Annotated in this window: 20 protein-coding genes; 7 read left to right on the top strand and 13 right to left on the bottom strand. The window is 73.3% G+C overall.

Going from position 1 to position 19538, the window contains the following annotated elements:
• Positions 1 to 13 precede the first annotated feature (13 nt).
• From ACF068_RS02585 to ACF068_RS02605, 5 genes are all read right to left on the bottom strand, one after another.
• Complete coding sequence (locus ACF068_RS02585) at positions 14 to 394, bottom strand: TadE family protein (RefSeq protein ID WP_392272304.1); 381 nt, start codon at positions 392 to 394, stop codon at positions 14 to 16.
• Positions 391 to 753: a TadE family protein gene (locus tag ACF068_RS02590; RefSeq protein WP_392272305.1), complete on the bottom strand. Its 363-nt coding sequence runs from the start codon at positions 751 to 753 to the stop codon at positions 391 to 393. The genes ACF068_RS02585 and ACF068_RS02590 overlap by 4 nt, the downstream gene beginning before the upstream one ends.
• A gap of 28 nt (positions 754 to 781) precedes the next feature.
• On the bottom strand, positions 782 to 2035 hold the full coding sequence (locus ACF068_RS02595; RefSeq protein ID WP_392272306.1) for a CpaE family protein: 1254 nt from the start codon (positions 2033 to 2035) through the stop codon (positions 782 to 784).
• Positions 2036 to 2042: 7 nt separating this feature from the next.
• The gene (cpaB, locus tag ACF068_RS02600; protein ID WP_392272307.1) at positions 2043 to 2765 is read right to left on the bottom strand and encodes a Flp pilus assembly protein CpaB; all 723 of its coding nucleotides are present in this window, start codon (positions 2763 to 2765) and stop codon (positions 2043 to 2045) included.
• A gap of 175 nt (positions 2766 to 2940) precedes the next feature.
• Positions 2941 to 3783, bottom strand: a complete 843-nt coding sequence (locus ACF068_RS02605; protein ID WP_392272308.1) for a hypothetical protein — start codon at positions 3781 to 3783, stop codon at positions 2941 to 2943.
• Between the two features lie 317 nt (positions 3784 to 4100).
• Between ACF068_RS02605 and ACF068_RS02610 the strand changes: the two genes are divergently transcribed.
• The gene (locus tag ACF068_RS02610; protein ID WP_392272309.1) at positions 4101 to 5819 is read left to right on the top strand and encodes a chitinase; all 1719 of its coding nucleotides are present in this window, start codon (positions 4101 to 4103) and stop codon (positions 5817 to 5819) included.
• Positions 5820 to 5822: 3 nt separating this feature from the next.
• Here the strand turns inward: ACF068_RS02610 and ACF068_RS02615 are convergent, their stop codons facing one another.
• On the bottom strand, positions 5823 to 6353 hold the full coding sequence (locus tag ACF068_RS02615) for a hypothetical protein (protein WP_392272310.1): 531 nt from the start codon (positions 6351 to 6353) through the stop codon (positions 5823 to 5825).
• Positions 6354 to 6398: 45 nt separating this feature from the next.
• Positions 6399 to 7691 (bottom strand): Nramp family divalent metal transporter, encoded by a 1293-nt coding sequence (locus tag ACF068_RS02620; RefSeq protein WP_392272311.1) that lies wholly within the window; start codon positions 7689 to 7691, stop codon positions 6399 to 6401.
• A gap of 177 nt (positions 7692 to 7868) precedes the next feature.
• Between ACF068_RS02620 and ACF068_RS02625 the strand changes: the two genes are divergently transcribed.
• Positions 7869 to 9206: a M14 family metallopeptidase gene (locus tag ACF068_RS02625; protein ID WP_392272312.1), complete on the top strand. Its 1338-nt coding sequence runs from the start codon at positions 7869 to 7871 to the stop codon at positions 9204 to 9206.
• A 90-nt stretch (positions 9207 to 9296) separates the two neighbouring features.
• Here the strand turns inward: ACF068_RS02625 and ACF068_RS02630 are convergent, their stop codons facing one another.
• The 3 genes from ACF068_RS02630 to ACF068_RS02640 are packed head-to-tail and all read right to left on the bottom strand — an operon-like array spanning position 9297 to position 11466.
• On the bottom strand, positions 9297 to 9701 hold the full coding sequence (locus ACF068_RS02630) for a RidA family protein (RefSeq protein WP_392272313.1): 405 nt from the start codon (positions 9699 to 9701) through the stop codon (positions 9297 to 9299).
• A complete protein-coding gene (locus ACF068_RS02635; RefSeq protein WP_392272314.1) occupies positions 9698 to 10462 on the bottom strand; it encodes an IclR family transcriptional regulator in 765 nt (254 codons plus the stop codon). Before ACF068_RS02635 ends, ACF068_RS02630 begins: the two co-directional genes overlap by 4 nt.
• The gene (locus ACF068_RS02640) at positions 10459 to 11466 is read right to left on the bottom strand and encodes a sugar kinase (RefSeq protein WP_392272315.1); all 1008 of its coding nucleotides are present in this window, start codon (positions 11464 to 11466) and stop codon (positions 10459 to 10461) included. Before ACF068_RS02640 ends, ACF068_RS02635 begins: the two co-directional genes overlap by 4 nt.
• A 123-nt stretch (positions 11467 to 11589) precedes the next feature.
• On the opposite strand from ACF068_RS02640, the gene ACF068_RS02645 reads away from it, so the two are divergent.
• The 5 genes from ACF068_RS02645 to ACF068_RS02665 all read left to right on the top strand — a co-directional run bounded on the left by ACF068_RS02645 (position 11590) and on the right by ACF068_RS02665 (position 16148).
• Complete coding sequence (locus tag ACF068_RS02645) at positions 11590 to 12870, top strand: alanine racemase (protein ID WP_392272316.1); 1281 nt, start codon at positions 11590 to 11592, stop codon at positions 12868 to 12870.
• An 11-nt stretch (positions 12871 to 12881) separates the two neighbouring features.
• Positions 12882 to 14471, top strand: coding sequence for an amidohydrolase family protein (locus tag ACF068_RS02650; RefSeq protein WP_392272317.1), 1590 nt, complete (start codon positions 12882 to 12884; stop codon positions 14469 to 14471).
• A gap of 307 nt (positions 14472 to 14778) precedes the next feature.
• Entirely contained in the window at positions 14779 to 15003 is a 225-nt protein-coding gene (locus ACF068_RS02655) for a hypothetical protein (protein ID WP_392272318.1), read from the top strand.
• Entirely contained in the window at positions 14996 to 15805 is an 810-nt protein-coding gene (locus tag ACF068_RS02660) for a DUF2637 domain-containing protein (RefSeq protein WP_392272319.1), read from the top strand. The genes ACF068_RS02655 and ACF068_RS02660 overlap by 8 nt, the downstream gene beginning before the upstream one ends.
• 100 nt (positions 15806 to 15905) lie before the next feature.
• On the top strand, positions 15906 to 16148 hold the full coding sequence (locus ACF068_RS02665) for a hypothetical protein (protein ID WP_392272320.1): 243 nt from the start codon (positions 15906 to 15908) through the stop codon (positions 16146 to 16148).
• A gap of 23 nt (positions 16149 to 16171) precedes the next feature.
• Here ACF068_RS02665 and mptB read toward each other — a convergent pair whose 3' ends face one another.
• From mptB to ACF068_RS02680, 3 genes are all read right to left on the bottom strand, one after another.
• Entirely contained in the window at positions 16172 to 17659 is a 1488-nt protein-coding gene (gene mptB / locus ACF068_RS02670) for a polyprenol phosphomannose-dependent alpha 1,6 mannosyltransferase MptB (protein ID WP_392272321.1), read from the bottom strand.
• 37 nt (positions 17660 to 17696) lie between these two features.
• Positions 17697 to 18551: a trypsin-like serine peptidase gene (locus ACF068_RS02675; RefSeq protein WP_392272322.1), complete on the bottom strand. Its 855-nt coding sequence runs from the start codon at positions 18549 to 18551 to the stop codon at positions 17697 to 17699.
• A 151-nt stretch (positions 18552 to 18702) separates the two neighbouring features.
• Positions 18703 to 19482 (bottom strand): SDR family NAD(P)-dependent oxidoreductase, encoded by a 780-nt coding sequence (locus tag ACF068_RS02680; RefSeq protein ID WP_392272323.1) that lies wholly within the window; start codon positions 19480 to 19482, stop codon positions 18703 to 18705.
• Positions 19483 to 19538: the final 56 nt, after the last annotated feature.

The following is a 19538-nucleotide window of genomic DNA, read 5'->3' on the forward strand; positions in this document are numbered from 1 at the left end:
CGTTCTCTTCTCCTCAGTCGGTGGCGGGCGTGGTGACGGGCATGGTCGTGGACCTCCGCGCGCTGGGGAGGGTGAAGAGGGGGATGACGGAGGGGATGGGGACGGTCGCGGTGGCGGTGACCTGGTCGCCGCCACCGCCGACGGTGACGTCCGCGCCGAGCCACGCGCTGGTGGCGTCCTGTCCCGCGCCCGGCGCGTCCGCCGCCGGGTCCTGCGACGCCACCCGCGCGGCCGCCCTCGACGCCGTGCCCGCCTGCTGCACGGCGTACGCGACGAAGCCGAGCTGGACGGCGGCCAGGGCGGCGATCAGCAGCACGGTGACCCAGCCGACGAACTCGACGGCGGACTGGCCGGCGTCCCTGGAGCGGCGCCCCGGGCCCGCGTACGCGCTCATCCGTCGCCCTCCCTCGCCACCGCCGCCCTGCCCTTCACCGGTACGGGGACGTCGAAGCCCGGGAACAGCACGGGCACGTTCACGCTCACCGAGGCCGTGTAGAGGTCCCCGGCGCCGCCGCAGTCCGCCGCGACCGTCCACGCCCCCGACACGCTGTCCTGCGCCGCCGCCGCGCACGCGCCGGCGCCGCCCACGGTCCCGGCCCGGGCCGCCTCGTCCGCGGCGTTGCCGGCCAGGGACCAGGCGTACCCGACGAGCGCGGCCTGCCAGAGCAGGACGATCGTGCCGAGCACCACCGGGACCATGCCGGTGAACTCGACCGCGACCTGACCTCGGTCACCTGCGTAACGGCGTTCCATGTCCCACTCCGCCCCCTGATCCGACCCGCTACTTGCCGCGTGACCGCCGGAGGCCCACCGACCCCCGGTCGCCGCGGAGCTTCCCCTGCCTGCCTTCCCCTTCCGGTGCCTTGACGATCCCCAGTTCGCCGGCCAGTGCCCACAGCGCCCGCTTGACGGACGACTTGGCCTCCAGGTCCTGCATCCGGCCGGCGTCGACGACCGACTGGAGTTCCCGGAAGTTGGCGGGTACGGCGGTCCTCGCCACCCGGGTGCCGGTGATCTTCTCGACGAGCGGCGGCTGGATCTCGCTGTTGCGGATGTGCCGGTTGACCACCGTCACCGTCTCCTCGGCCTTGCGGATCTGGAGCCGGTCCCACATCCGTACCGTCCGCCTGGCGGCGCGCACGGCCACCACGTCGGGCGTGACGAGCAGCAGCGTGGTGTCGGCCATCTCGATGGCGGCGGCGTTGGCGCCGGTGAGCTGGGTGCCGCAGTCGATGACGACCACCTCGTAGCGGTTGCGCAGCGCGCTGACGATCTGGCGCACCGACCGGTCGGTGACGTCCTCGCCCCGCTCCCCCTCCCCCGGCGCCAGCAGCAGGGCGATGCCGGACTGGTGGGCGTACAGGGCGTCCTGGAGCACCCGGGGAGATATGTCCTGAATGGCCGCGAGGTCCACGACGGACCGCCGGAACTGCACGTCCAGGTAGGAGGCGACGTCCCCGGACTGGAGGTCCAGGTCGGCCAGCGCGACGCTCAGGCCGGAGGCCCGGGCGGCGAGGGCGAGCTGCACCGCGGTGAGGGTGGTGCCAACCCCGCCCTTGGCGCCGCTCACAGTGACGACCCGGCCGCCCGGTCCGGTGAACACGTCGCCGGCACCGGCGTGCCCGAGGTGGCGCCGGACCCCCACGGACCAGGCGGCCGCGGACTGGACGCGCTGGACGAGTTCCTCGTACGACAGCGGCATGCCGACCAGCCCGCGGGCGCCGGAGTCCATGGCGGCGGAGTAGAGGCCGGGACCGGTGTCCGCGGTGATGAGGACGACGCCCACCGCCGGGAAGCGGAGGGCCACTTCCCGGATGAGTTCGAGCGCCGGGACGGGCCCGATCCTTTCGTGGACCAGCACGACCTCGGGCAGTTCGTCCAGGGACTCGGCGGCGAGGCGCGCGAGGGTGTCGATCAGCGAGGTCGAGTCGCCGACCGGGGCAGCCGGTTCGGAGTCGGGGAGCTGGCCGAGGAGGGTGGTGATGGATCGGGCGGCGTCGGCGTCCCCGACGGCCGGGAGGATGCGTGTGGTCATCCGGCCCTCACTTGTTCTTGTCTTCGTCGAGCGTGTAGCTGCCCTCGCCGGGCCGGAGGACGGTGGGGCTGTTCCTGGGCAGCAGCGCCAGCCGTACGTGCTCGGCGAACGACTCGGCGTAGGCCACGCGCTGGGCGTCGGTGGTGCTGAGCGCGAAGGTGATCGGCACCGCCTCGCGGATGCCGACGCCCCGGTTGTCGTCCCGCTTCCCGTCGAGCGGGGTGAGCTTGCCGACGTCGAGGACGCGGGCGTTGGCGACGATGACGCGGGACTCGGCGACGGCGCCCTTCTCCCGGTTGTCGTCGTCGAAGGTGGCGAAGATGTTCACCAGGGACCCGGCGGTGATCTTCCCGGCCACCCCGGTGGCCGCGTCGATCATGATGGCGATCTCCTGCTGGCCGCTCTCCAGCGCGGGCCGTCTGGCGATCATGTCCTCCTGGAGCAGCGAGCCCTTCTTGAGGTCCGTGACGGCGATCCTGTCCTTGACGAGGGAGAGGTCGGTGACGGCGTTACCGGAGAGCCAGCGCTCGGGCATCCTTATCCTCCGGAACTGGCCCGGCTGGAGCGGCGAATAGGCCGCCACGTCGGCTTTCAGTTCGTACGCGTCGACTTCCGGGCCGACCTTGGAATTCACGTCGCTGATCACCGTGACCACACCGGCGAACGCGCCGAAGGCGCACAGGATGGAGAGGAGCAGCAGGATGACACCGCGGCGCTGACGGGAATTCATGGGCGGGGCGACCTCGTGGGAAGACATAGGCGTGGGACCGTGCGGGGACGCGGGCGCGGGGCCCTTCCCGGAGGCGGCCGGGCGGCCGGGCGCGGGCGCGGGGCGGCGGCCGGGAGCGGACCGGGAGCCCTTCCCGGACACGGCCGGGCGGCCGGGCGCGCGGTCGGAGGGGTGCTCATGCCGTGCCCCGGCTGTGCTCGGGCGGCACGAGCGGGGCGGAGCAGAATCCGCAGCGGTCCCCTATGAGGTCCGTTCCGCACCAGGAGCAGACCTCCCGCCGCACGGACGCGACGAGCTGGTAGAGGACCGAGACGTCGGGGAGGAAGGCGGCGAATTCGACGAGCTTCGCCGTCCCCCACCAGGCCGCCGACTCGGCGGGCAGCGGGCATTCCGCGACGCCCTGGACGTGCCAGTCGGGGGCGAGGGACTCGGTGACCCAGTCGGACGCGAGCTGGCCCCGGGCCAGCATCAGGTGGGTGGCGAAGGCGGGGCCGGCGAGCTGGTCGCCGGTGCCCGGTTTGACGAGCTGGGGCGCCGGATTGGCCAGGACGCCGAACTGGGATCCGGGTAACCAGGACGTGGCGTGCGACGTGAGGCCGACGGGGACGCGGTCGAGCCGGGCGACGGAGTTGAGCAGGGCGCCCGCGTAGATGTAGTGGGACAGCAGCCGGGCGGCCGAGGCGATGACACCGGCGCTGAAGTCGCAGACGGAGAGCTGGCGGAGCTGGCGTACGAGGACGGCGACGCCGAGCGGCGGGAGGTCCACCTCCAGCAGCGCGATGCGGTCGCTCTCCAGGACGGAGCGGACGGTGTGCAGCCGGCGCCGGTGGCGGGCGGGGAGGGAGGCGGGGTAGAGGGCGATGACGTAGCCGTGCTGCTCGACCATGACCTGCATGTCGGCGACGGCGGCGTCCAGCGGCTGCGCGTCGGGGGACGGCAGCAGGGCCGCTGTGGGGGTCTGGTGGTCGGTCGGTGGCAACACCAGATCGGCGCTGGTGACGGCAATTGCGGTCGGCACGCTGTTCCCCGTTCGGCTCCGGCCGCCGGCGACTTCCGGCGAGCCGCAGACACCTGCTCTGCCTGCTCCTCCACGCTCACTCCTGCCCGCACTTTAGCCACGTCTCAGGGGGCAGAGAACAGCTTTCCGACCGCTCGGTAGCGAAGCGTGGCCGACCCCCGGGTGACCAATCAGGACGAAGGCGTCAGTGGTTAACTCCCGTTTCTTTCCACAGGCCTTGACAAGTCGATTGGTCTGGACCAGTTTTACGGAAAACAGCGGTGGCCACCGTTCCCCAGCACCTCCCTCGACTCCCCACTCCCCCACGGAGGCAGCACGTGGACCCCTCGCACCGCGACCGCGCCCGCAGACGTCATGACCGCCTGCTCGGTGGAGGCCTGGCCCTGGCCCTGGGCGCCGGGCTGGCCCTGACCGGAGCGGCGGCCGGCACCGCGTACGCCGCCGACGTCAACGTCGCCAGGAACGCCGGCTTCGAGTCCGGTCTCGCCGACTGGACCTGTTCGGCCGGCAGCGGCGCTACCGTCTCCTCACCCGTGCACGGCGGCACCGCCGCGCTGAAGGCGACGCCCGGCGGGCAGGACAACGCCCGGTGCGCGCAGACCGTGGCGGTCCGGCCCAACTCCACGTACACGCTCAGCGCCTGGGTGCAGGGCGGGTACGCGTACCTCGGCGCGACCGGCACCGGGACGACCGACGTCTCGACCTGGACGCCCGACTCGGCCGGCTGGAAGCAGCTCACCACCCGCTTCACCACCGGCGCCGCCACCACGTCCGTGACCGTCTACACGCACGGCTGGTACGGGCAGGCCGCCTACCACGTCGACGACGTCTCGGTCTTCGGGCCCGACGGCGGGGGCGGCGGCGACCCCGACCCGGTGGTGCCCGCCCCGCCCGCCGGGCTCACCGCCGGCGCCGTGACCTCGTCGTCCGTCGCGCTGAGCTGGAGCCCCGTCTCCGGCGCCACCGGCTACCACGTCTACCGGGACGGCACCAAGGTCCAGTCGGTGACCGGGACGTCGGCGACCGTGACCGGTCTGGCGGCGAACACCTCGTACGGCTTCCAGGTCAGCGCGAGCAACGCGGCCGGCGAGTCGGCGAAGTCCACGGCGGTCACCGCCCGGACCTCCACCACCGGGCCCAACCCCGTCCCGGCCGTGCCGAAGCACGCGCTGACCGGCTACTGGCAGAACTTCGACAACGGCGCCGCCGTGCAGAAGCTGCGGGACGTGCAGGCGCAGTACGACATCATCGCCGTGTCGTTCGCCGACTCGACCGCCACGCCCGGCCAGATCACCTTCACCCTCGACCCGGGCGTCGGCTACGCCTCGGTCGCCGACTTCAAGGCCGACATCGCGGCGAAGAAGGCCGCCGGCAAGTCCGTGATCATCTCGGTGGGCGGTGAGAAGGGCAACGTCACCATCAACAGCGACGCGTCGGCTACGGCCTTCGCGAGCAGCGCCTACGCCCTGATGCAGGAGTACGGCTTCAGCGGGGTCGACATCGACCTGGAGCACGGCATCAACTCCACGTACCTGACCAAGGCGCTGCGCCAGCTTTCGGCGAAGGCCGGGCCCGGTCTGGTGCTGACCATGGCGCCGCAGACCATCGACATGCAGAGCACCGGGACGGAGTACTTCAAGACGGCCCTCGCCGTGAAGGACATCCTCACCGTGGTCAACATGCAGTACTACAACAGCGGGTCCATGCTCGGCTGCGACGGCAAGGTCTACTCGCAGGGGTCGGTCGACTTCCTCACGGCCCTGGCCTGCACCCAGCTGGAGGGCGGCCTGGACGCCTCCCAGGTCGGGCTCGGGGTGCCCGCCTCACCGCGCGGCGCCGGCAGCGGCTACGTCGACCCGCAGGTCGTGCGGAACGCGCTGGACTGCCTGACGCGCGGCACCGGCTGCGGCACCTTCAAGCCGTCGAAGACCTACCCGGCGCTGCGAGGCGCCATGACCTGGTCGACCAACTGGGACGCCACGGCCGGCAACGCCTGGTCGAACGCGGTGGGACCGCACGTCCACGCCCTGCCGTAGCACTCAGCCGAGCGGCGGCCGGTTCGCCAGGTAGTGGTGCAGCACGGGGCCCAGTTCCGCCAGCCACTGGTGGAGCTGGGCCTTGCGGCGCGCGTCGACCCGGCACTCGTAGAGCATGCCGCCGGGGTGGGCGACGGCCACCATGAGGACCGCCCCGCCATGCGGGGAGGGCGCGTGGTGCACGGTGGCGACGGCGGACCACGGGAAGTCCAGGGTGTGGCCGTTGATCTCCAGCGACACCCCGGTCGGGTCCACGATCACCGAGTTGCGCCGGTCGTGCGCCACGAACTCCGGCCCGTCGCCGGGCGGCGGCGGACCGTGGGGAGCGGGGGCCGGGGCGCCGTACGGACCCTGCGCCGGGGCGCCGTACGGACCCGGGTACGGAACGGGGGCGGGAGCGCCGTGAGGGGCCTGCGCCGGAGCGCCGTACGGACCCTGCGCCGGGTACGGGGCGGGGCCGCCGGGCGGAACGGGCGGGGGGCCGTACGGCGGCGGTATCGGGACCGGCGGGCCGAAACCCGGGGGCGTCGTCATGCCCCCAGTATGGCCAACCGGCCCCGCCGGCCCCACGTCAGGGCGTCACCAGGGCAGCTCGCGCACCTGCTGCACGCACAGCACCAGGAACAGCACGCCGGCCGCCGCCAGGACACCGTTGCTCAGCATCCCGTTGCGCCACGCGCGGGGCGTGCGGGAGGAGTTGAGGAGCCACACCAGCGTCAGGGCGAGGAACGGCATGAAGAAGGCGCCGATCACGCCGTACACGATGACCAGGCCGAACGGCTGGTCCAGGAACAGCAGGCTCATCGGCGGGAACGTCAGCCACAGCAGGTACGCCCGGAACGGCAGCGACTTCTCCCGGGCGCCCGAGGCCACCTCCTCGCCGGTGGTGGTGCCCCGGGCGCGGAAGTGGGCGACGAAGTCGGCGAACATCAGGCTGACGCCGTGCCAGACACCGATGAGGGAGGTGATGGAGGTGGCGAAGAAGCCCACCAGGAACAGCTTCGACGTGACGGTCCCGTACTGGTCCGCCAGGACGTCACCGAGGTCCAGCAGCCCCTTGTCGCCCTTGGCGAGCGCCACGCCGGCGGAGTGCAGCAGTTCGGCGCCGACGAAGAGCATGGCGACGACGAAGATCCCGGTGGTGACGTAGGCGACGCGGTTGTCCAGCCGCATCACCCGCATCCACGAGGTGTCGGTCCAGCCCTTGGCGTTGACCCAGTAGCCGTACGCGGCGAGCGTGATCGTGCCGCCGACGCCGCCGATCAGGCCGAGGGTGTAGATCAGCGAGCCGTCCGGCAGGACGGGCGCGAGGCCGGCGACCGCGTCCCCCAGGTGCGGGGTCACCCGGACGGCCAAATACACGGTGACGACGAACATCACGCCGACCAGCAGGGTCATGACCTTCTCGAACACGGCGTACCGGTTGAACCAGACGAACACCAGCCCGCCCACCCCGCACAGGACCGCCCACCACTTCAGGTCCATGACGCCGGGGAAGAGCGCCTGGAGCGGCAGGGCGCTGGAGGACATGGCGGCCGCGCCGTACACGAAGCCCCAGACGGCGACGTAGCCCGCGAAGTAGACGGTCGTCCAGGTGCCGAGGCTGCGCCAGCCGTCGAAGAGGGTGCGTCCGGTGGCCAGGTGCCAGCGGCCGGCGGCCTCGGCGAGCGAGATCTTGACGAGGCAGCCGGCGACGGCCGCCCACAGGAGGGTGTAGCCGAACTTGCTGCCCGCGATGAGCGTGGCGACGAGGTCGCCGGCGCCGACGCCCGTCGCGGCCACGACGATGCCCGGGCCGATGTGGCGCCAGCTCGCCGTGCGGAGCGGAGGCTCCGTCCCCTCGGTCTCTCTCTGCCGCGCCGTGTCTGCCATGCGTGGACCGCCTTCCGTTCACCCGACGTCACGTCACCAAAGCGCGGGGCACGTGATCGCGCAAGGGGGCGCGGCCGTGGCAGGGTGGCCGGAGGTGGTCTTGACGCGGTCATGCCACGGGCCCACGATGCGACGCACGGGGAGACCCGCCCCGTACCCCCCACCGCAGGAGTGACCATGCGCATGCGCATACGCGGCAGAAGGTCCGCCACCCTCACGGCCCTCCTGGCGCTCGCCGTCGCGGCGCCGTTCGCCGCCACCGCGACCGCACCGCCCACCCGGCTGCCCGCCGCCTCCGCCGCCACCGCCGAGGAGGTCGTCCGGCAGTACGCGATCCACGGCCCGTCCACCCCCGCCGAGCGCACCGCCCTGCTCGCCACCGGCGTCTCGATCGACGAGGCCGGCGACCACGAGGTCGTCGTCAGCGCCAACGCCGCCCAGGCGCGCGCCCTGCGGGCCCTCGGCCACCGGCTGGAGGCGCTGCCCGCCCCGCCCGACCGGACCGGCGGCAAGGCCGTCGGCGCCATGGACTTCCCCTCGGCCGACGCCCGGTACCACAACTACGCCGAGATGAACGCGGAGATCTCCCAGCGGCTCCAGCAGTACCCGAACATCATGAGCCGCCGCGTGATCGGCAAGTCGTACCAGGGCCGCGACATCGTCGCCATCAAGATCAGCGACAACGTGGCCACGGACGAGAACGAGCCGGAGATCCTCTTCACCCACCACCAGCACGCCCGCGAGCACCTCACGGTCGAGATGGCGCTGTACCTGCTGCGCGAGTTCGGCGCCGGATACGGCTCCGACCCCCGCGTCACCAGCGCCGTGAACAACCGCGAGATCTGGATCGTGCCGGACCTCAACCCGGACGGCGGCGAGTACGACATCGCCTCCGGCTCCTACCGGAGCTGGCGCAAGAACCGCCAGCCCAACTCCGGCTCGTCCTACGTCGGCACGGACATGAACCGCAACTGGAACTTCAAGTGGGGCTGCTGCGGCGGCTCCTCCGGCTCCACCGGCTCCGAGACCTACCGCGGCCCGGCCGCCGAGTCCGCGCCCGAGGTGAAGGTCGTCTCCGACTTCGTCCGCTCCCGGGTCGTCGGCGGCAAGCAGCAGATCACGGCGGGCATCGACTTCCACACGTACAGCGAGCTGGTGCTCTGGCCGTACGGCTACACCTACAGCGACACCGCCCCCGGGCTGACCCAGGACGACCGTGACGCGTTCGCCGCGGTCGGCCGCAAGATGGCCGCCAGCAACGGCTACACCCCCGAGCAGTCCAGCGACCTGTACATCACCGACGGGTCCATCGACGACTACCTGTGGGGCGCGCACAAGATCTTCGCCTACACCTTCGAGATGTACCCGCGCTCCTCCTCCGGCGGCGGCTTCTACCCGCCCGACGAGGTGATCGAACGCGAGACCGCCCGCAACCGCGACGCGGTGCTCCAGCTCATCGAGAACGGCGACTGCATGTACCGGTCCATCGGCAAGGAACAGCAGTACTGCGCCTAGGGGTCCGGAAAGCATCGGCGTGCGGACGGTGCGGTGCGGCTCCCTCCGGGGCCGTACCGCGCCGGTACGCGTGGGGCGCCGCCCGGGGGGTCAGCCCAGGACCGCCATGGCGTCGATCTCGATGAGCAGACCGGCGGGCAGGCCCACGTACACCGTCGTGCGGGCGGCGGGGGGCACGGTGAGGGAGGCGAAGTACGCGTCGTAGATCTCGTTCATCTCGGCGAAGTGCGCCGTGTCCGTGAGATAGACGCGCAGCATCATGACGTCGTCCCAGCTCGCGCCGCCCGCCTCCAGGACCGCCTCGACGTTGGCGAGGGTCTGGAGGGTCTGCTCGCGCAGGGTGGGGCCGGCGGGGGTCGGGGCACGGCCCTCGGCGGCCGGGAGGAAGCCGACCTGGCCGGCGACCTGGAGGATGTTGCCCTTGCGGACGCCGTGGGAGAACCGGGCGGGCGGGGCCGTGTGGGTGGCGGGGGTGATCGCGGTCTTCTCGGTCATCGTCGCGCTTCCTCGGGTGGGGTGCTGCCGGAGTACTCCCGGCTGATGGCGTCGGCGGTGCGCCGCACCAGCGGGAGGAGGGTGAGGAGTTCCCCGGCCGTGACGACGACGTTGGGCGCGGACACCGACATGGCGGCGACGACCCGGCCGTCCGCGCCGCGGACCGGGGCCGCGACGCAGTTGATGGACTCCTCGTGGCCACCGAGGTCGGTGGCCCAGCCCTGTTCGCGCACGGTCGCGAGCTCCTTGAGGAACGCGGCGGCGTTCGGGACCGAACGGGGCGTGTACATGGGGTAGTCGAGCCGGGCGGCCAGCGCGCGCCGCTCGGGCTCGGGCAGGTCGGCCAGCAGCAGCTTCGCCACGGCGGCGACGGTGATGGCGACGGGCTTGCCGATGCGCGAGTACATGCGCACGGGGTAGCGGCTGTCGACCTTGTCGATGTAGAGCACCTCGCCCTCCTCGTACACGGCGAGGTGGACGGTGTGCCCGGTCTCCTCGTTGAGGGCGGCGAGGTGCGGGTGGGCGATCTCGCGGACGTCGAGGTTCTCGACGGCTTCCTGGGCGAGGGCGAAGAGCCGGGCGCCGAGGCGGTAGCGCTGGTCCTCCTGGCGGTAGACCAGGCCGTGCTCGTGCAGGGTGCGCAGCAGCCGCAGGGCGGTGGACTTGTGCACGCCGAGCGCGTCGGCGACCTGCCCGAGGTCGGCGGGGCCGCGCGCGAGCAACGGCAGGATGCTGAGCGCGCGGTCGACGGTCTGGCTCATGGCGTACGTACCTCCTGGTCCTCCCCGGTCCGCGTCCAGCCGGGGCCGAGGTGCAGTCTCCCCCAGGCGGTGTCGTCCAGGTCGGCGAGGCGGTCGGCGTGTGCCGGGGCGGGCGGGGTGCCGAGGTCGCCGGGGACGGTGAGCGCGGCCGCGGCCATGAGGTGCCCGTGCCGGAGGCGGTGCCGGACGGGCAGGCCCCGGAGGGTGGCGGAGAGGAACCCGGCGGCGAAGGCGTCGCCCGCGCCGACGGGCGCGACGACGTCCACCCGGGGGGCGGGCACGAAGGTCGCGGTGCCGCCGGTGTACGCCGTCGCGCCCCGCGCGCCGTGCTTGACCACCAGCACCGCCGGTTCCGGCAGCGCTTCCCGGACCGCAGCGGCGCCGGGGAGGCCCCACGCCGCCTCCGCCTCGTCCTCGCCGACGAAGACGAGGTCGGCGCCCCGCGCCAGGTCCCGCAGGACGGCGGGGTCGGCGCCGCGCCACAGCCCGGGGCGGTGATTGACGTCGAACGACACCAGGGGACGGCCCGGGCGGCGGGTGGTGAGGTCGCGCGTGAGGGCCAGGCACCCGGGGGACAGCGCGGCGGTGATGCCGGTGAGGTGCAGGACGCGGGCGCCGGCGAGGTCCTCGGGCGGGACGGTCCGCGGGGACATCGCCGAGGCGGCGGAGCCGGACCGGTAGTAGACGACCTCGTGGGCGCCGCCGGCCCGGTCGGTGGCGGTGCGGAAGTAGACACCGGTCGGGCGGTGGGGGTCGCGGCGTACGGAGCCGGTGTCGACGCCGTGGGCGGCGACGGCCTCGACCAGGTGGTCGCCGAAGCTGTCGGTCCCGACCCGGCTGACCCACCTGACCCGGTGGCCCGCCGAGGCCAGCGCGCAGGCCACGTTGGACTCCGCGCCCCCGATGGCGCGGGTGAAGGAGGGCACGTCGGCGAGGCGTCCGGGGCGGGAGGGCAGGAAGGTGACCATGGACTCGCCGAGACAGACGACGTCGGTTGCCGTCACGCTGGGGGCTCCTCACCGGGTCTCCCGGGACCCGTTGACCCGGCGTTGCGCCGGATGTTAGACACCAACGAGCAATATACGCAATGACGGTTGCAGGGAATGCAACAGATGGGGAGGGGTCGCATGGCCGCCGCACACCTCAGGGCCGAGGACCTCAGGGACGAGCGCGTCGATCACCGCTTCAAGGGCCTCCCCGTGGACGCCGAGGGCCTGACGGTCGGCGAGCTGGCGGCCCAGCGCCGCGACCTCTTCACCGGCGGCTTCACCACCCCCGTCCTCGCCCTGTCCGCCGAGGCGCTGGAGCACAACCTGGCGCTGCTGGAGACGTACGCCGAGCGGCACGGCCTGGCCTTCGCCCCGCACGGCAAGACCTCCATGGCACCGCAGCTCTTCGACCGGCAGGTCGCCCACGGCGCCTGGGGCATCACGGCGGCCGTGCCGCACCAGGCGCGGGTCTACCGGACGTTCGGCGTCCGTCGGATCTTCCTCGCCAACGAGCTCGTCGACGCCGCGGCGCTGCGCTGGGTCGCCACCGAGCTGGAGCGGGACCCGGACTTCCGCTTCATCTGTTACGTCGACTCGGTGCGCGGCGTCGAGCTGATGGACCGGGCGCTGGAGGGCTGCGCCCGCCCCGTGGACGTCGTGGTGGAGCTGGGCGCGGGCGACGGCGCGCGCACCGGGGCGCGGACGGAGGCGGACTGCGATGCCGTGGCGGACGCGGTCGCCGCCACGAGCACGCTGCGGCTGGTGGGCGTCGCGGGCTACGAGGGCGAGGTGCCCGACGCGACGCCCGGCGCCGTCCGGGCCTGGCTGCTCCGGCTCACCGCCATCGCCGTCGCGTTCGACAAGGCGGGCAGGTTCGCGGCCGCTCCGGACGAGATCGTCGTCAGCGCGGGCGGCAGCGCCTGGTTCGACACGGTCGCGGAGGTGTTCGCGGAGCTGCCGCCGCTGTCCCGCCCGGTGCTGAAGCTGCTGCGATCGGGGGCGTACGTGTCCCACGACGACGGCCAGTACCGCGATCTCACCCCCTTCAACCGGGTTCCGGAGGAGGGCGCCCTGAAGCCCGCCTTCCGGCTGTGGTCCCAGGTGGTGTCCCGCCCGACGCCGGAGCAGGCATTCGTCAACGCGGGCAAGCGGGACGCCGCGTACGACCTCCACCTGCCCGAGGCGCAGGTCGTCCGCTCCGCGCGGGACGGGTCCTTCCGCCCGGCGGACGGCATCACGGTGAGCCGGCTGTCGGACCAGCACGCCTGGCTGGACACGGCGGCGGGCGCGCGCCTGGAGGTGGGCGACTGGGTCGGCATGGGCCTGTCGCACCCGTGCACCTCGTTCGACAAGTGGCAGCTCATCCCGGTGGTCGAGGCGGACGGCACGGTCGTCGACTTCGTCCGCACCTTCTTCTAGGGGCGTCCGCCATGGACCTCGTCGTACGGGACGTCCGCGTCGTCGACGGCACCGGTGGCCCCTCGTACCGCGCCGACGTCGGCGTCACCGGCGGCCGGATCACCGCGATCCGCCGCGAGGGGGAACCGGCGCCGTCCGGCCGGCGCGTCCTGGACGCGCACGGGCTGGTCCTCTCCCCCGGCTTCATCGACATGCACGCCCACAGCGACCTCGCGCTGCTCCGGGACCCGGACCACAGCGCCAAGGCCGCGCAGGGCGTGACCCTCGAAGTGCTGGGCCAGGACGGCCTGTCGTACGCGCCGGTCGACGACCGCACCCTGGACGAGGTCCGCCGGGCCGTCGCCGGCTGGAACGGCGGCGCGCCCGGGGACACGACCGTCGACTTCGACTGGCGGACCGTCGGCGAGTACCTGGACCGCCTGGACCGCAATTTCGGCGGCCGGGGCATCGCGGTCAACGCCGCCTACCTGGTCCCGCAGGGCACGGTCCGCGCGTACGTCATGGGCTGGGAGGACCGGCCGCCGGCCGGCGCCGAACTGGACCGGATGAAGCGGCTGGTGGCCCAGGGCCTGGAGCAGGGCGCGGTGGGCATGTCGTCCGGCCTCACCTACACGCCCGGCATGTACGCCCGGGACGCCGAACTGACCGTGCTGTGCCGGGTGGTGGCCGCGTACGACGGCTACTACTGCCCGCACCACCGCAGTTACGGCGCGGGCGCCTTGGACGCCTACCGGGAGATGCTCGCCCTCACCCGCGACGCGGGCTGCGCGCTGCACTTGGCCCACGCCACCCTGAACTTCGGGGTGAACGAGGGCAGGGCGCCCGAGCTGCTCGCGCTGCTGGACGAGGCGCTGGACGCCGGGGCCGACGTCTCGCTCGACACCTACCCGTACACGCCCGGCTGCACGACGCTGGTCGCGCTGCTGCCGAGCTGGGCGGGCGAGGGCGGCCCGGAGGCGGTCCTGGCCCGTCTGCGGGACGACGCGGCCGCCGAGCGGATACGCCACCACCTGGAGGTGACCGGCTCGGACGGCTGCCACGGCGTCCCCGTCGACTGGGGCACCGTCGAGGTCTCCGGCGTCCGCGCCCCGGACCTCGCCGCCCACGTCGGCCGCCGGCTGGACGGCTGGGCCACCGCGCGGCGCCTGCTGCTCGACGACCGGCTCGGCACGACGGTCCTCCAGCACGTCGGCCACGAGAAGAACGTACGGGCCATCATGCGCCACCGCGTCCACACCGGCGGCTCGGACGGCATCCTCCAGGGCACCAAGCCGCACCCGCGCGCCTACGGCACCTTCCCCCACTACCTGGGGCGGTACGCGCGCGAGCTGGGCGTCCTGTCGCTGGAGGAGGCGGTCGCCCACCTCACCTCCCGCCCCGCCGCCCGGCTCCGCCTCCCCGACCGGGGCCTGGTCCGCGAGGGCTACCGCGCCGACCTGGTCCTCTTCGACCCGGACACGGTGGCGGCGGGCTCCACCTTCGACGCCCCGCGCACCCTCCCCCACGGCATCCCGCACGTCCTGGTCGACGGGCATTTCGTGATCGAGGACGGCCGCCGCACGGACGTCCTGGCGGGCCGCGCCGTCCGGCGCACGGCTTAGGGGGCGTCCACAGCCGGCCCCGGGAGGACCCTTTCTCCGCAATCTTCCCGACAATCCTTTCAGTTGCTTCCGCGTGGTCGATTTGCCGGGGGTTGTCGCTCCGTTGGTCTGCTTATGTCGTCTATGGATCCACTTGCAGAAACGATGAGCGGTCAAGAGGTCGCCCGTACGGGAATCCCGGCCACTCGGATGGCTCAGACCCGGGACGTTTCACGCTCCCGTTAGCTGGGTTATGACAGCGACACTCACCGATGGTCACTCGTCCCGGCATACCGATGTCCCGTCATGGGCGAACAGTTCCGTCGCCATGGGCGACTTCCTGTTCATCCCGGCGTCGTCCCCCGTCGAGGGCATCAACGGGACGCTGCGCGGACGCGGCGCGGTGATCGCCCTCACCTGGTCCGCGCCCGTGCTCCAGGAACTCGCCACCACGATCAACGACCTGGAGACGGCGTTCCGGGCGGCGTGGAGACGAGCGGGACTGCCCACCGGAGCGGGCAAAGGACGAGCGGGGTTCCACGAACATGCGTGAATACGGCATCGAGGACATGCTCGGCCCCCGCCCGCCCGCCTACGTCCCCGCGCACGATCCGCTCGGGCACGATCCGCTCGGGCTGCATCCGCTCGGGCACGATCCGCTCGGGCTGGACCCCTCGGCGGACGTGCAGCACGGGGCGTGGGACCCGGCCGAGGAGCTCGCCTTCCTCCTCCAGGAGGCCATGGAGGCGGACCGGGGCCCGGTACCGGAGCAACAGCTCCCGCCGGACGCGACGGACTTCCCCCTCGACCACGACGGCCTGACGACCCTCGCGAACATGACCGCCGACCTGCCGCCGGTGCGCTCCCCCGGCCACCACGGGCGGCGCAGGACCCGGCCGCCGTCCCTCACCTGGGCCCGCGTCGGCAGTTTCCTGCTCGCCGTGCTGTCGGTGGGGCTGGTGTCCATGGTCAGCGTGTTCAGCGGCATCATCGCCTACGACCCGCTGCGGCACATCGCCGAAGCCCACTCGCCCGCCAGGACGGTCAACTGGTGGCCCCTCCTCGTCTACGGCCCGTGGGCGGTGGCGTCCCTGTCCGTGCTGCGCGCCGCCCTGCACCGGCGCCGCGCCGCGCATTCCTGGTCGGTCGTCCTGCTCTTCTCCTTCATGGGGATGCTGCTGTGCGTGGCCCAGGCCCCCGGGAACTACACGGGCATGGCCGCGGCGGCGCTGCCGACCGTGGCGTCCCTGGCGTGCTTCCACCAACTGGTGCGTTTCATCACCCTCACCCGCCCACCCCGCAAGACGAAGCCGCGGCACCGGATCCTCGACCGGACACGTCCCGCTCCCCGGTGATCACTTTTCCAGCGACAAGATCCACTGTGCAAGATTCCTCACCCTTGCGGATGAACACCACCCGGAAAGTCATCTCATCACCTGAAAGGGCGCATGCCCCATGAACGCGGTCTTCTGGCTGGTCCTGGCCTGTGCCTCGGTCTGTTCCACCGCTCCGGCGTTCGCCGTGTCGATGCGGACCGGGATGTCCCGGCTCGACGCCCGGGAACTGCGCCGCCGTCAGCTCCTCATCCGCGTCCTCCAGACCCGGCAGCGCGCCGGGGCCGCCGGTACGGACGCCTTCGGGGCCCCGGGCGAGCCCGGCGTGCCGGCGGCGGGCGGCGCGGTCCGGCGTACGCCCTAGGCGTGCCTCCGTGGGCGCTCGTCCTAGGGGGTGCCTCCCTGGGCGCCCGCCCGGTCCGGCTCCGCCGCGCGGGACACCGGCGTCCGGCTCCCGCCCGGCGCGGCGGCCGCCTCCCGGCGGAGCGCCAGGGCGGTGACCAGGCAGGCGACGGCCGCCAGGGCGAAGCCGTACGCCGGCGTGCGGCCCGAGGGCGCCGTCTCGTACACCAGCGCGGCGGACAGCACCGCCAGGATCCGGCCCGCCCGTCCCTCCCAGGCGCTCGCCGCCACCACGGTGGTGCCCCACAGCAGGTACCAGGGCTGGACCATCGGCGACAGCGCCACCAGGGCGACGAGGGACAGACCCAGCGCGTGCACCGGGTCGACGCGGCCGCGGACGGCCCGCCACGCCAGGTGGACGATGAGCGCCAGGGCCACCGCCAGGCCGAGGCGCTGGACGGCCGCCTTGACCGGGTCGGGATCGCCGCCCAGCAGCGGGCGCAGCAGCTCGCCGAGACCGAGCCCGAGGTCGCTGGTGACCGACAGCGCGGTGTGGATCGTCCCGGCGACGCTCTGCGTCCGCAGCCAGCCGAACCCGGTGCCCGCGGCCAGCGTCGCCCCCACGGCCACCGCCCCGGCGACCAGCCCCGGCCCCAGCAGGCCCGTGACGATCCGGTGGCGGGTCGCCGCACGGCCCGCCATGACACCGATGAACAGCAGCGCCACGGCGGCCGGGGACTTGACCATCACCGCGAGCCCGACGACCGCGCTGCCCGCGATCCACCGTCCGCGCCGGGCCAGGACCACGCCCGTCAGCATGAGGGCGATCATCAGCCCGTCGTTGTGCATGCCGCCGACCACGTGCATCAGCAGCAGCGGGTTGAGCGCCCCCAGCCACAGGGCCCCGCGCTCGCCGTCCGCCGCGCTCCCGGCGCCCTCCCCGCGCTCCCGTCCGAGACGGCGCAGCGCCCGGACGATCAGGACCAGCGCGACCACGGCGATCAGCCGCATCCCGAGCACGGCCGGCACGATCGTCCCGCCGCCTGTCAGCCGGGTCACCGCCTGCGCCAGCACCAGGAAGACCGGCCCGTACGGAGCCGGCGTGTCCGTCCAGTGCCGGCCGACGCTCGCGGCCGCGTCCCCGCCGGGACCGTGCGGATCCAGGACGGAGGGCCCGGCGCCGTACACGTCGTGGCCCTCCAGCACCATGGCGCCCTGCGCGACGTAGCTGTACACGTCGGCGCTGTACAGGGGCGGGGCGAGGAGCATCGGGGCGGTCCACCAGCCGAGCGTCACCAGGGTGTGGCGTACGGACGCCCCGGCCCTGCCGTAGCCCCACCAGGCGGCGACCAGCAGCGTCAGGCCGAGGTAGGCCAGGACGGAGGCCGCCACCGTGACCCCGGGCCCGTGGGGGACCCAGATCCCCCACGGGTCGCGGGTCGGCAGCGTTCCGGCGGCCCAGCCGCCCGCGGCCACCGCGGCCGACCCGGCCGCGCCCAGCCGGCGGTACCCGTCAGCGCTCATTGCCCACATGACCCGCCAACCTATCGGGCGGGTCCGGGGCGCCCCGCTACGGCTTCGGCAGGACGCACCCCGGCCGGCCGAGGTCGATCTTGTTGCCGATGCCGACGCAGGCCACGATCCCGTACGTCTGCTGGGCGTAGTTGATGCCCGGGCGGACGGTGACGGTGCCGTTCTCGTCCACCTCGCACGGGTTGTTCATGGTGCAGCGCTGCCCGTCCTCGTTCCCGGTGTTGTTCACCGCGACGACCTTGCCGGTGGCGGAGTCGATCACGGGCGACCCGGAGGTGCCGCCGATCGTGTCGCAGGCGGCGGTGTACCGGACGGAGTCCTTCATCGTCCAGCCGGCCTCCTTCAGCCGGTACGCGAAGCCGTCGATGGAGCAGCTGTAGATCCGCTTCCAGTAGCCCGAGACGACCTTGATGGCCGTGCCCTGCGCGGGCCTGGTCGCGTTCAGCTCCAGCGCCCTGATGCCGTAGCGGCCCTGGATCTGGGCGTACGTGCTGCTCAGCTCGTACAGCGAGACGTCGGTGTCGGTCATGGTCGCGTACGCGATCCTGGTGGCGCGCAGGGTGGCGACGCGGGTGCCGGCGGAGTTGAGCAGGCCGAACGACCGGGTGGAGGGCTTGTCGACGACGACCGTGCCGGGTCCGGGCATCCCGCTCTCCAGGCAGTGCCCGTTCGACAGCACGAGCGCGGGGTCGGTGGCCTGCGAGCCCGGCACGCGGACCAGGGATCCGGAGCAGTTGCTGAGCGCGACGGTGCCGGCGAAGTCGACGGCGGCGGCCTTGACGGGCGCCGGGACCGCCGTAGGCGCCGGGGCTGTCGGGGCTGCGGCGGCGGAGGTGGCGCCGGCTCCGAGGAGCGCGAGCGCGAGCAGCGCACCGACGAGAGGCTTGCGCATGTGGGGGGTTCCTCTCCGGGGATGACGTTTGTCATGCGCATTCTGAGCCCCGGTCCGCCGCCGGCAGGAGACCCTTTCCAGCCGCGCCCCCAGCCCGTCGCGGGCGATCGTTCCGCCGGGGCGGTGCGCCGCACCGGTGCGCGGGGCGCGGTCAGTCGTCCGCGAGGGTGTCCAGGAACGCGCTGTTGACCGCCATCAGCCCCCCGTCCACCCGCAGCGTCGTCCCCGTGATCCACGCCGCGTCGGTCGAGGCCAGGAAGGCGACCGCCGCCGCGACGTCCTCCGGCTCACCCACCCGGCCCAACGGGTAGACCCGGTCCGCCAGCGCGGCCAGCTCGCGCTCGCGGCCTTCCCAGGCGCGGGTGCGGATCGTGCCGGGGTTGACCTGGTTGACGCGGACGCCCCGCGGCGCGGCGTCGGCGGCGAGCGTACGGGTGAGCGAGGTCAGGGCGGCCTTCGCGGCGCTGTACGCGTGGCCGCCGAAGGCCTGCTCGGCGTTGACCGAGCCGATGTTCACGATCGCGCCGCGCCCGGACGCCGCCAGCGGCCCCAGCGCCGCCCGGGCGCACCGGAGCGCGCCGACGAGGGTGACGTCCAGGGACCGCCGCCAGGTCTCGTCGGCCTCGTCCTCGAAGCGGGGCTCGTCCGGGGTGCGGGCGAAGGCGTTGTTGACCAGCACGTCCAGCCGGCCGAACGCCTCGACGGCGTGCGCCACCGCCGCCTCGACGGCCGCGCGGTCGGCCACGTCGCACCCGTACGCCACCGCCCCGGGGATCGTCCCGGCCACCTCGCGGGCGGGTTCCTCGTCGAGGTCCACGACCAGCACCCGGGCGCCCTCGGCGCCGAACCGGCGCGCGGTGGCCGCGCCGATCCCGCGCGCCGCCCCGGTGATCAGTACGCCGTACCCGTCGAAACGTCCCCGCACGTCCATCCGGCGATGATCCCGCCCGGGCGGGGGGCGATCAAGGACGCCCTCCGCCGGGGGCG

Origin of the sequence: Streptomyces sp. NPDC016309 (assembly GCF_043077235.1) — a bacterium.
Classification (GTDB): domain Bacteria; phylum Actinomycetota; class Actinomycetes; order Streptomycetales; family Streptomycetaceae; genus Streptomyces.

Bases quoted from the DNA above. Each gene is read 5' to 3' on its own strand.
- ACF068_RS02660 (WP_392272319.1), top strand. From the start codon at position 14,996: ATGCGTGAATACGGCATCGAGGACATGCTCGGCCCCCGCCCGCCCGCC.
- ACF068_RS02630 (WP_392272313.1), bottom strand. From the start codon at position 9,701: ATGACCGAGAAGACCGCGATCACCCCCGCCACCCACACGGCCCCGCCC.
- ACF068_RS02620 (WP_392272311.1), bottom strand. From the start codon at position 7,691: ATGGCAGACACGGCGCGGCAGAGAGAGACCGAGGGGACGGAGCCTCCG.
- ACF068_RS02615 (WP_392272310.1), bottom strand. From the start codon at position 6,353: ATGACGACGCCCCCGGGTTTCGGCCCGCCGGTCCCGATACCGCCGCCG.
- ACF068_RS02655 (WP_392272318.1), top strand. From the start codon at position 14,779: ATGGGCGACTTCCTGTTCATCCCGGCGTCGTCCCCCGTCGAGGGCATC.
- ACF068_RS02625 (WP_392272312.1), top strand. From the start codon at position 7,869: ATGCGCATGCGCATACGCGGCAGAAGGTCCGCCACCCTCACGGCCCTC.
- ACF068_RS02675 (WP_392272322.1), bottom strand. From the start codon at position 18,551: ATGCGCAAGCCTCTCGTCGGTGCGCTGCTCGCGCTCGCGCTCCTCGGA.
- cpaB (WP_392272307.1), bottom strand. From the start codon at position 2,765: ATGAATTCCCGTCAGCGCCGCGGTGTCATCCTGCTGCTCCTCTCCATC.
- mptB (WP_392272321.1), bottom strand. From the start codon at position 17,659: ATGTGGGCAATGAGCGCTGACGGGTACCGCCGGCTGGGCGCGGCCGGG.
- ACF068_RS02635 (WP_392272314.1), bottom strand. From the start codon at position 10,462: ATGAGCCAGACCGTCGACCGCGCGCTCAGCATCCTGCCGTTGCTCGCG.
- ACF068_RS02590 (WP_392272305.1), bottom strand. From the start codon at position 753: ATGGAACGCCGTTACGCAGGTGACCGAGGTCAGGTCGCGGTCGAGTTC.
- ACF068_RS02645 (WP_392272316.1), top strand. From the start codon at position 11,590: ATGGCCGCCGCACACCTCAGGGCCGAGGACCTCAGGGACGAGCGCGTC.
- ACF068_RS02595 (WP_392272306.1), bottom strand. From the start codon at position 2,035: ATGACCACACGCATCCTCCCGGCCGTCGGGGACGCCGACGCCGCCCGA.
- ACF068_RS02650 (WP_392272317.1), top strand. From the start codon at position 12,882: ATGGACCTCGTCGTACGGGACGTCCGCGTCGTCGACGGCACCGGTGGC.
- ACF068_RS02680 (WP_392272323.1), bottom strand. From the start codon at position 19,482: ATGGACGTGCGGGGACGTTTCGACGGGTACGGCGTACTGATCACCGGG.
- ACF068_RS02585 (WP_392272304.1), bottom strand. From the start codon at position 394: ATGAGCGCGTACGCGGGCCCGGGGCGCCGCTCCAGGGACGCCGGCCAG.
- ACF068_RS02665 (WP_392272320.1), top strand. From the start codon at position 15,906: ATGAACGCGGTCTTCTGGCTGGTCCTGGCCTGTGCCTCGGTCTGTTCC.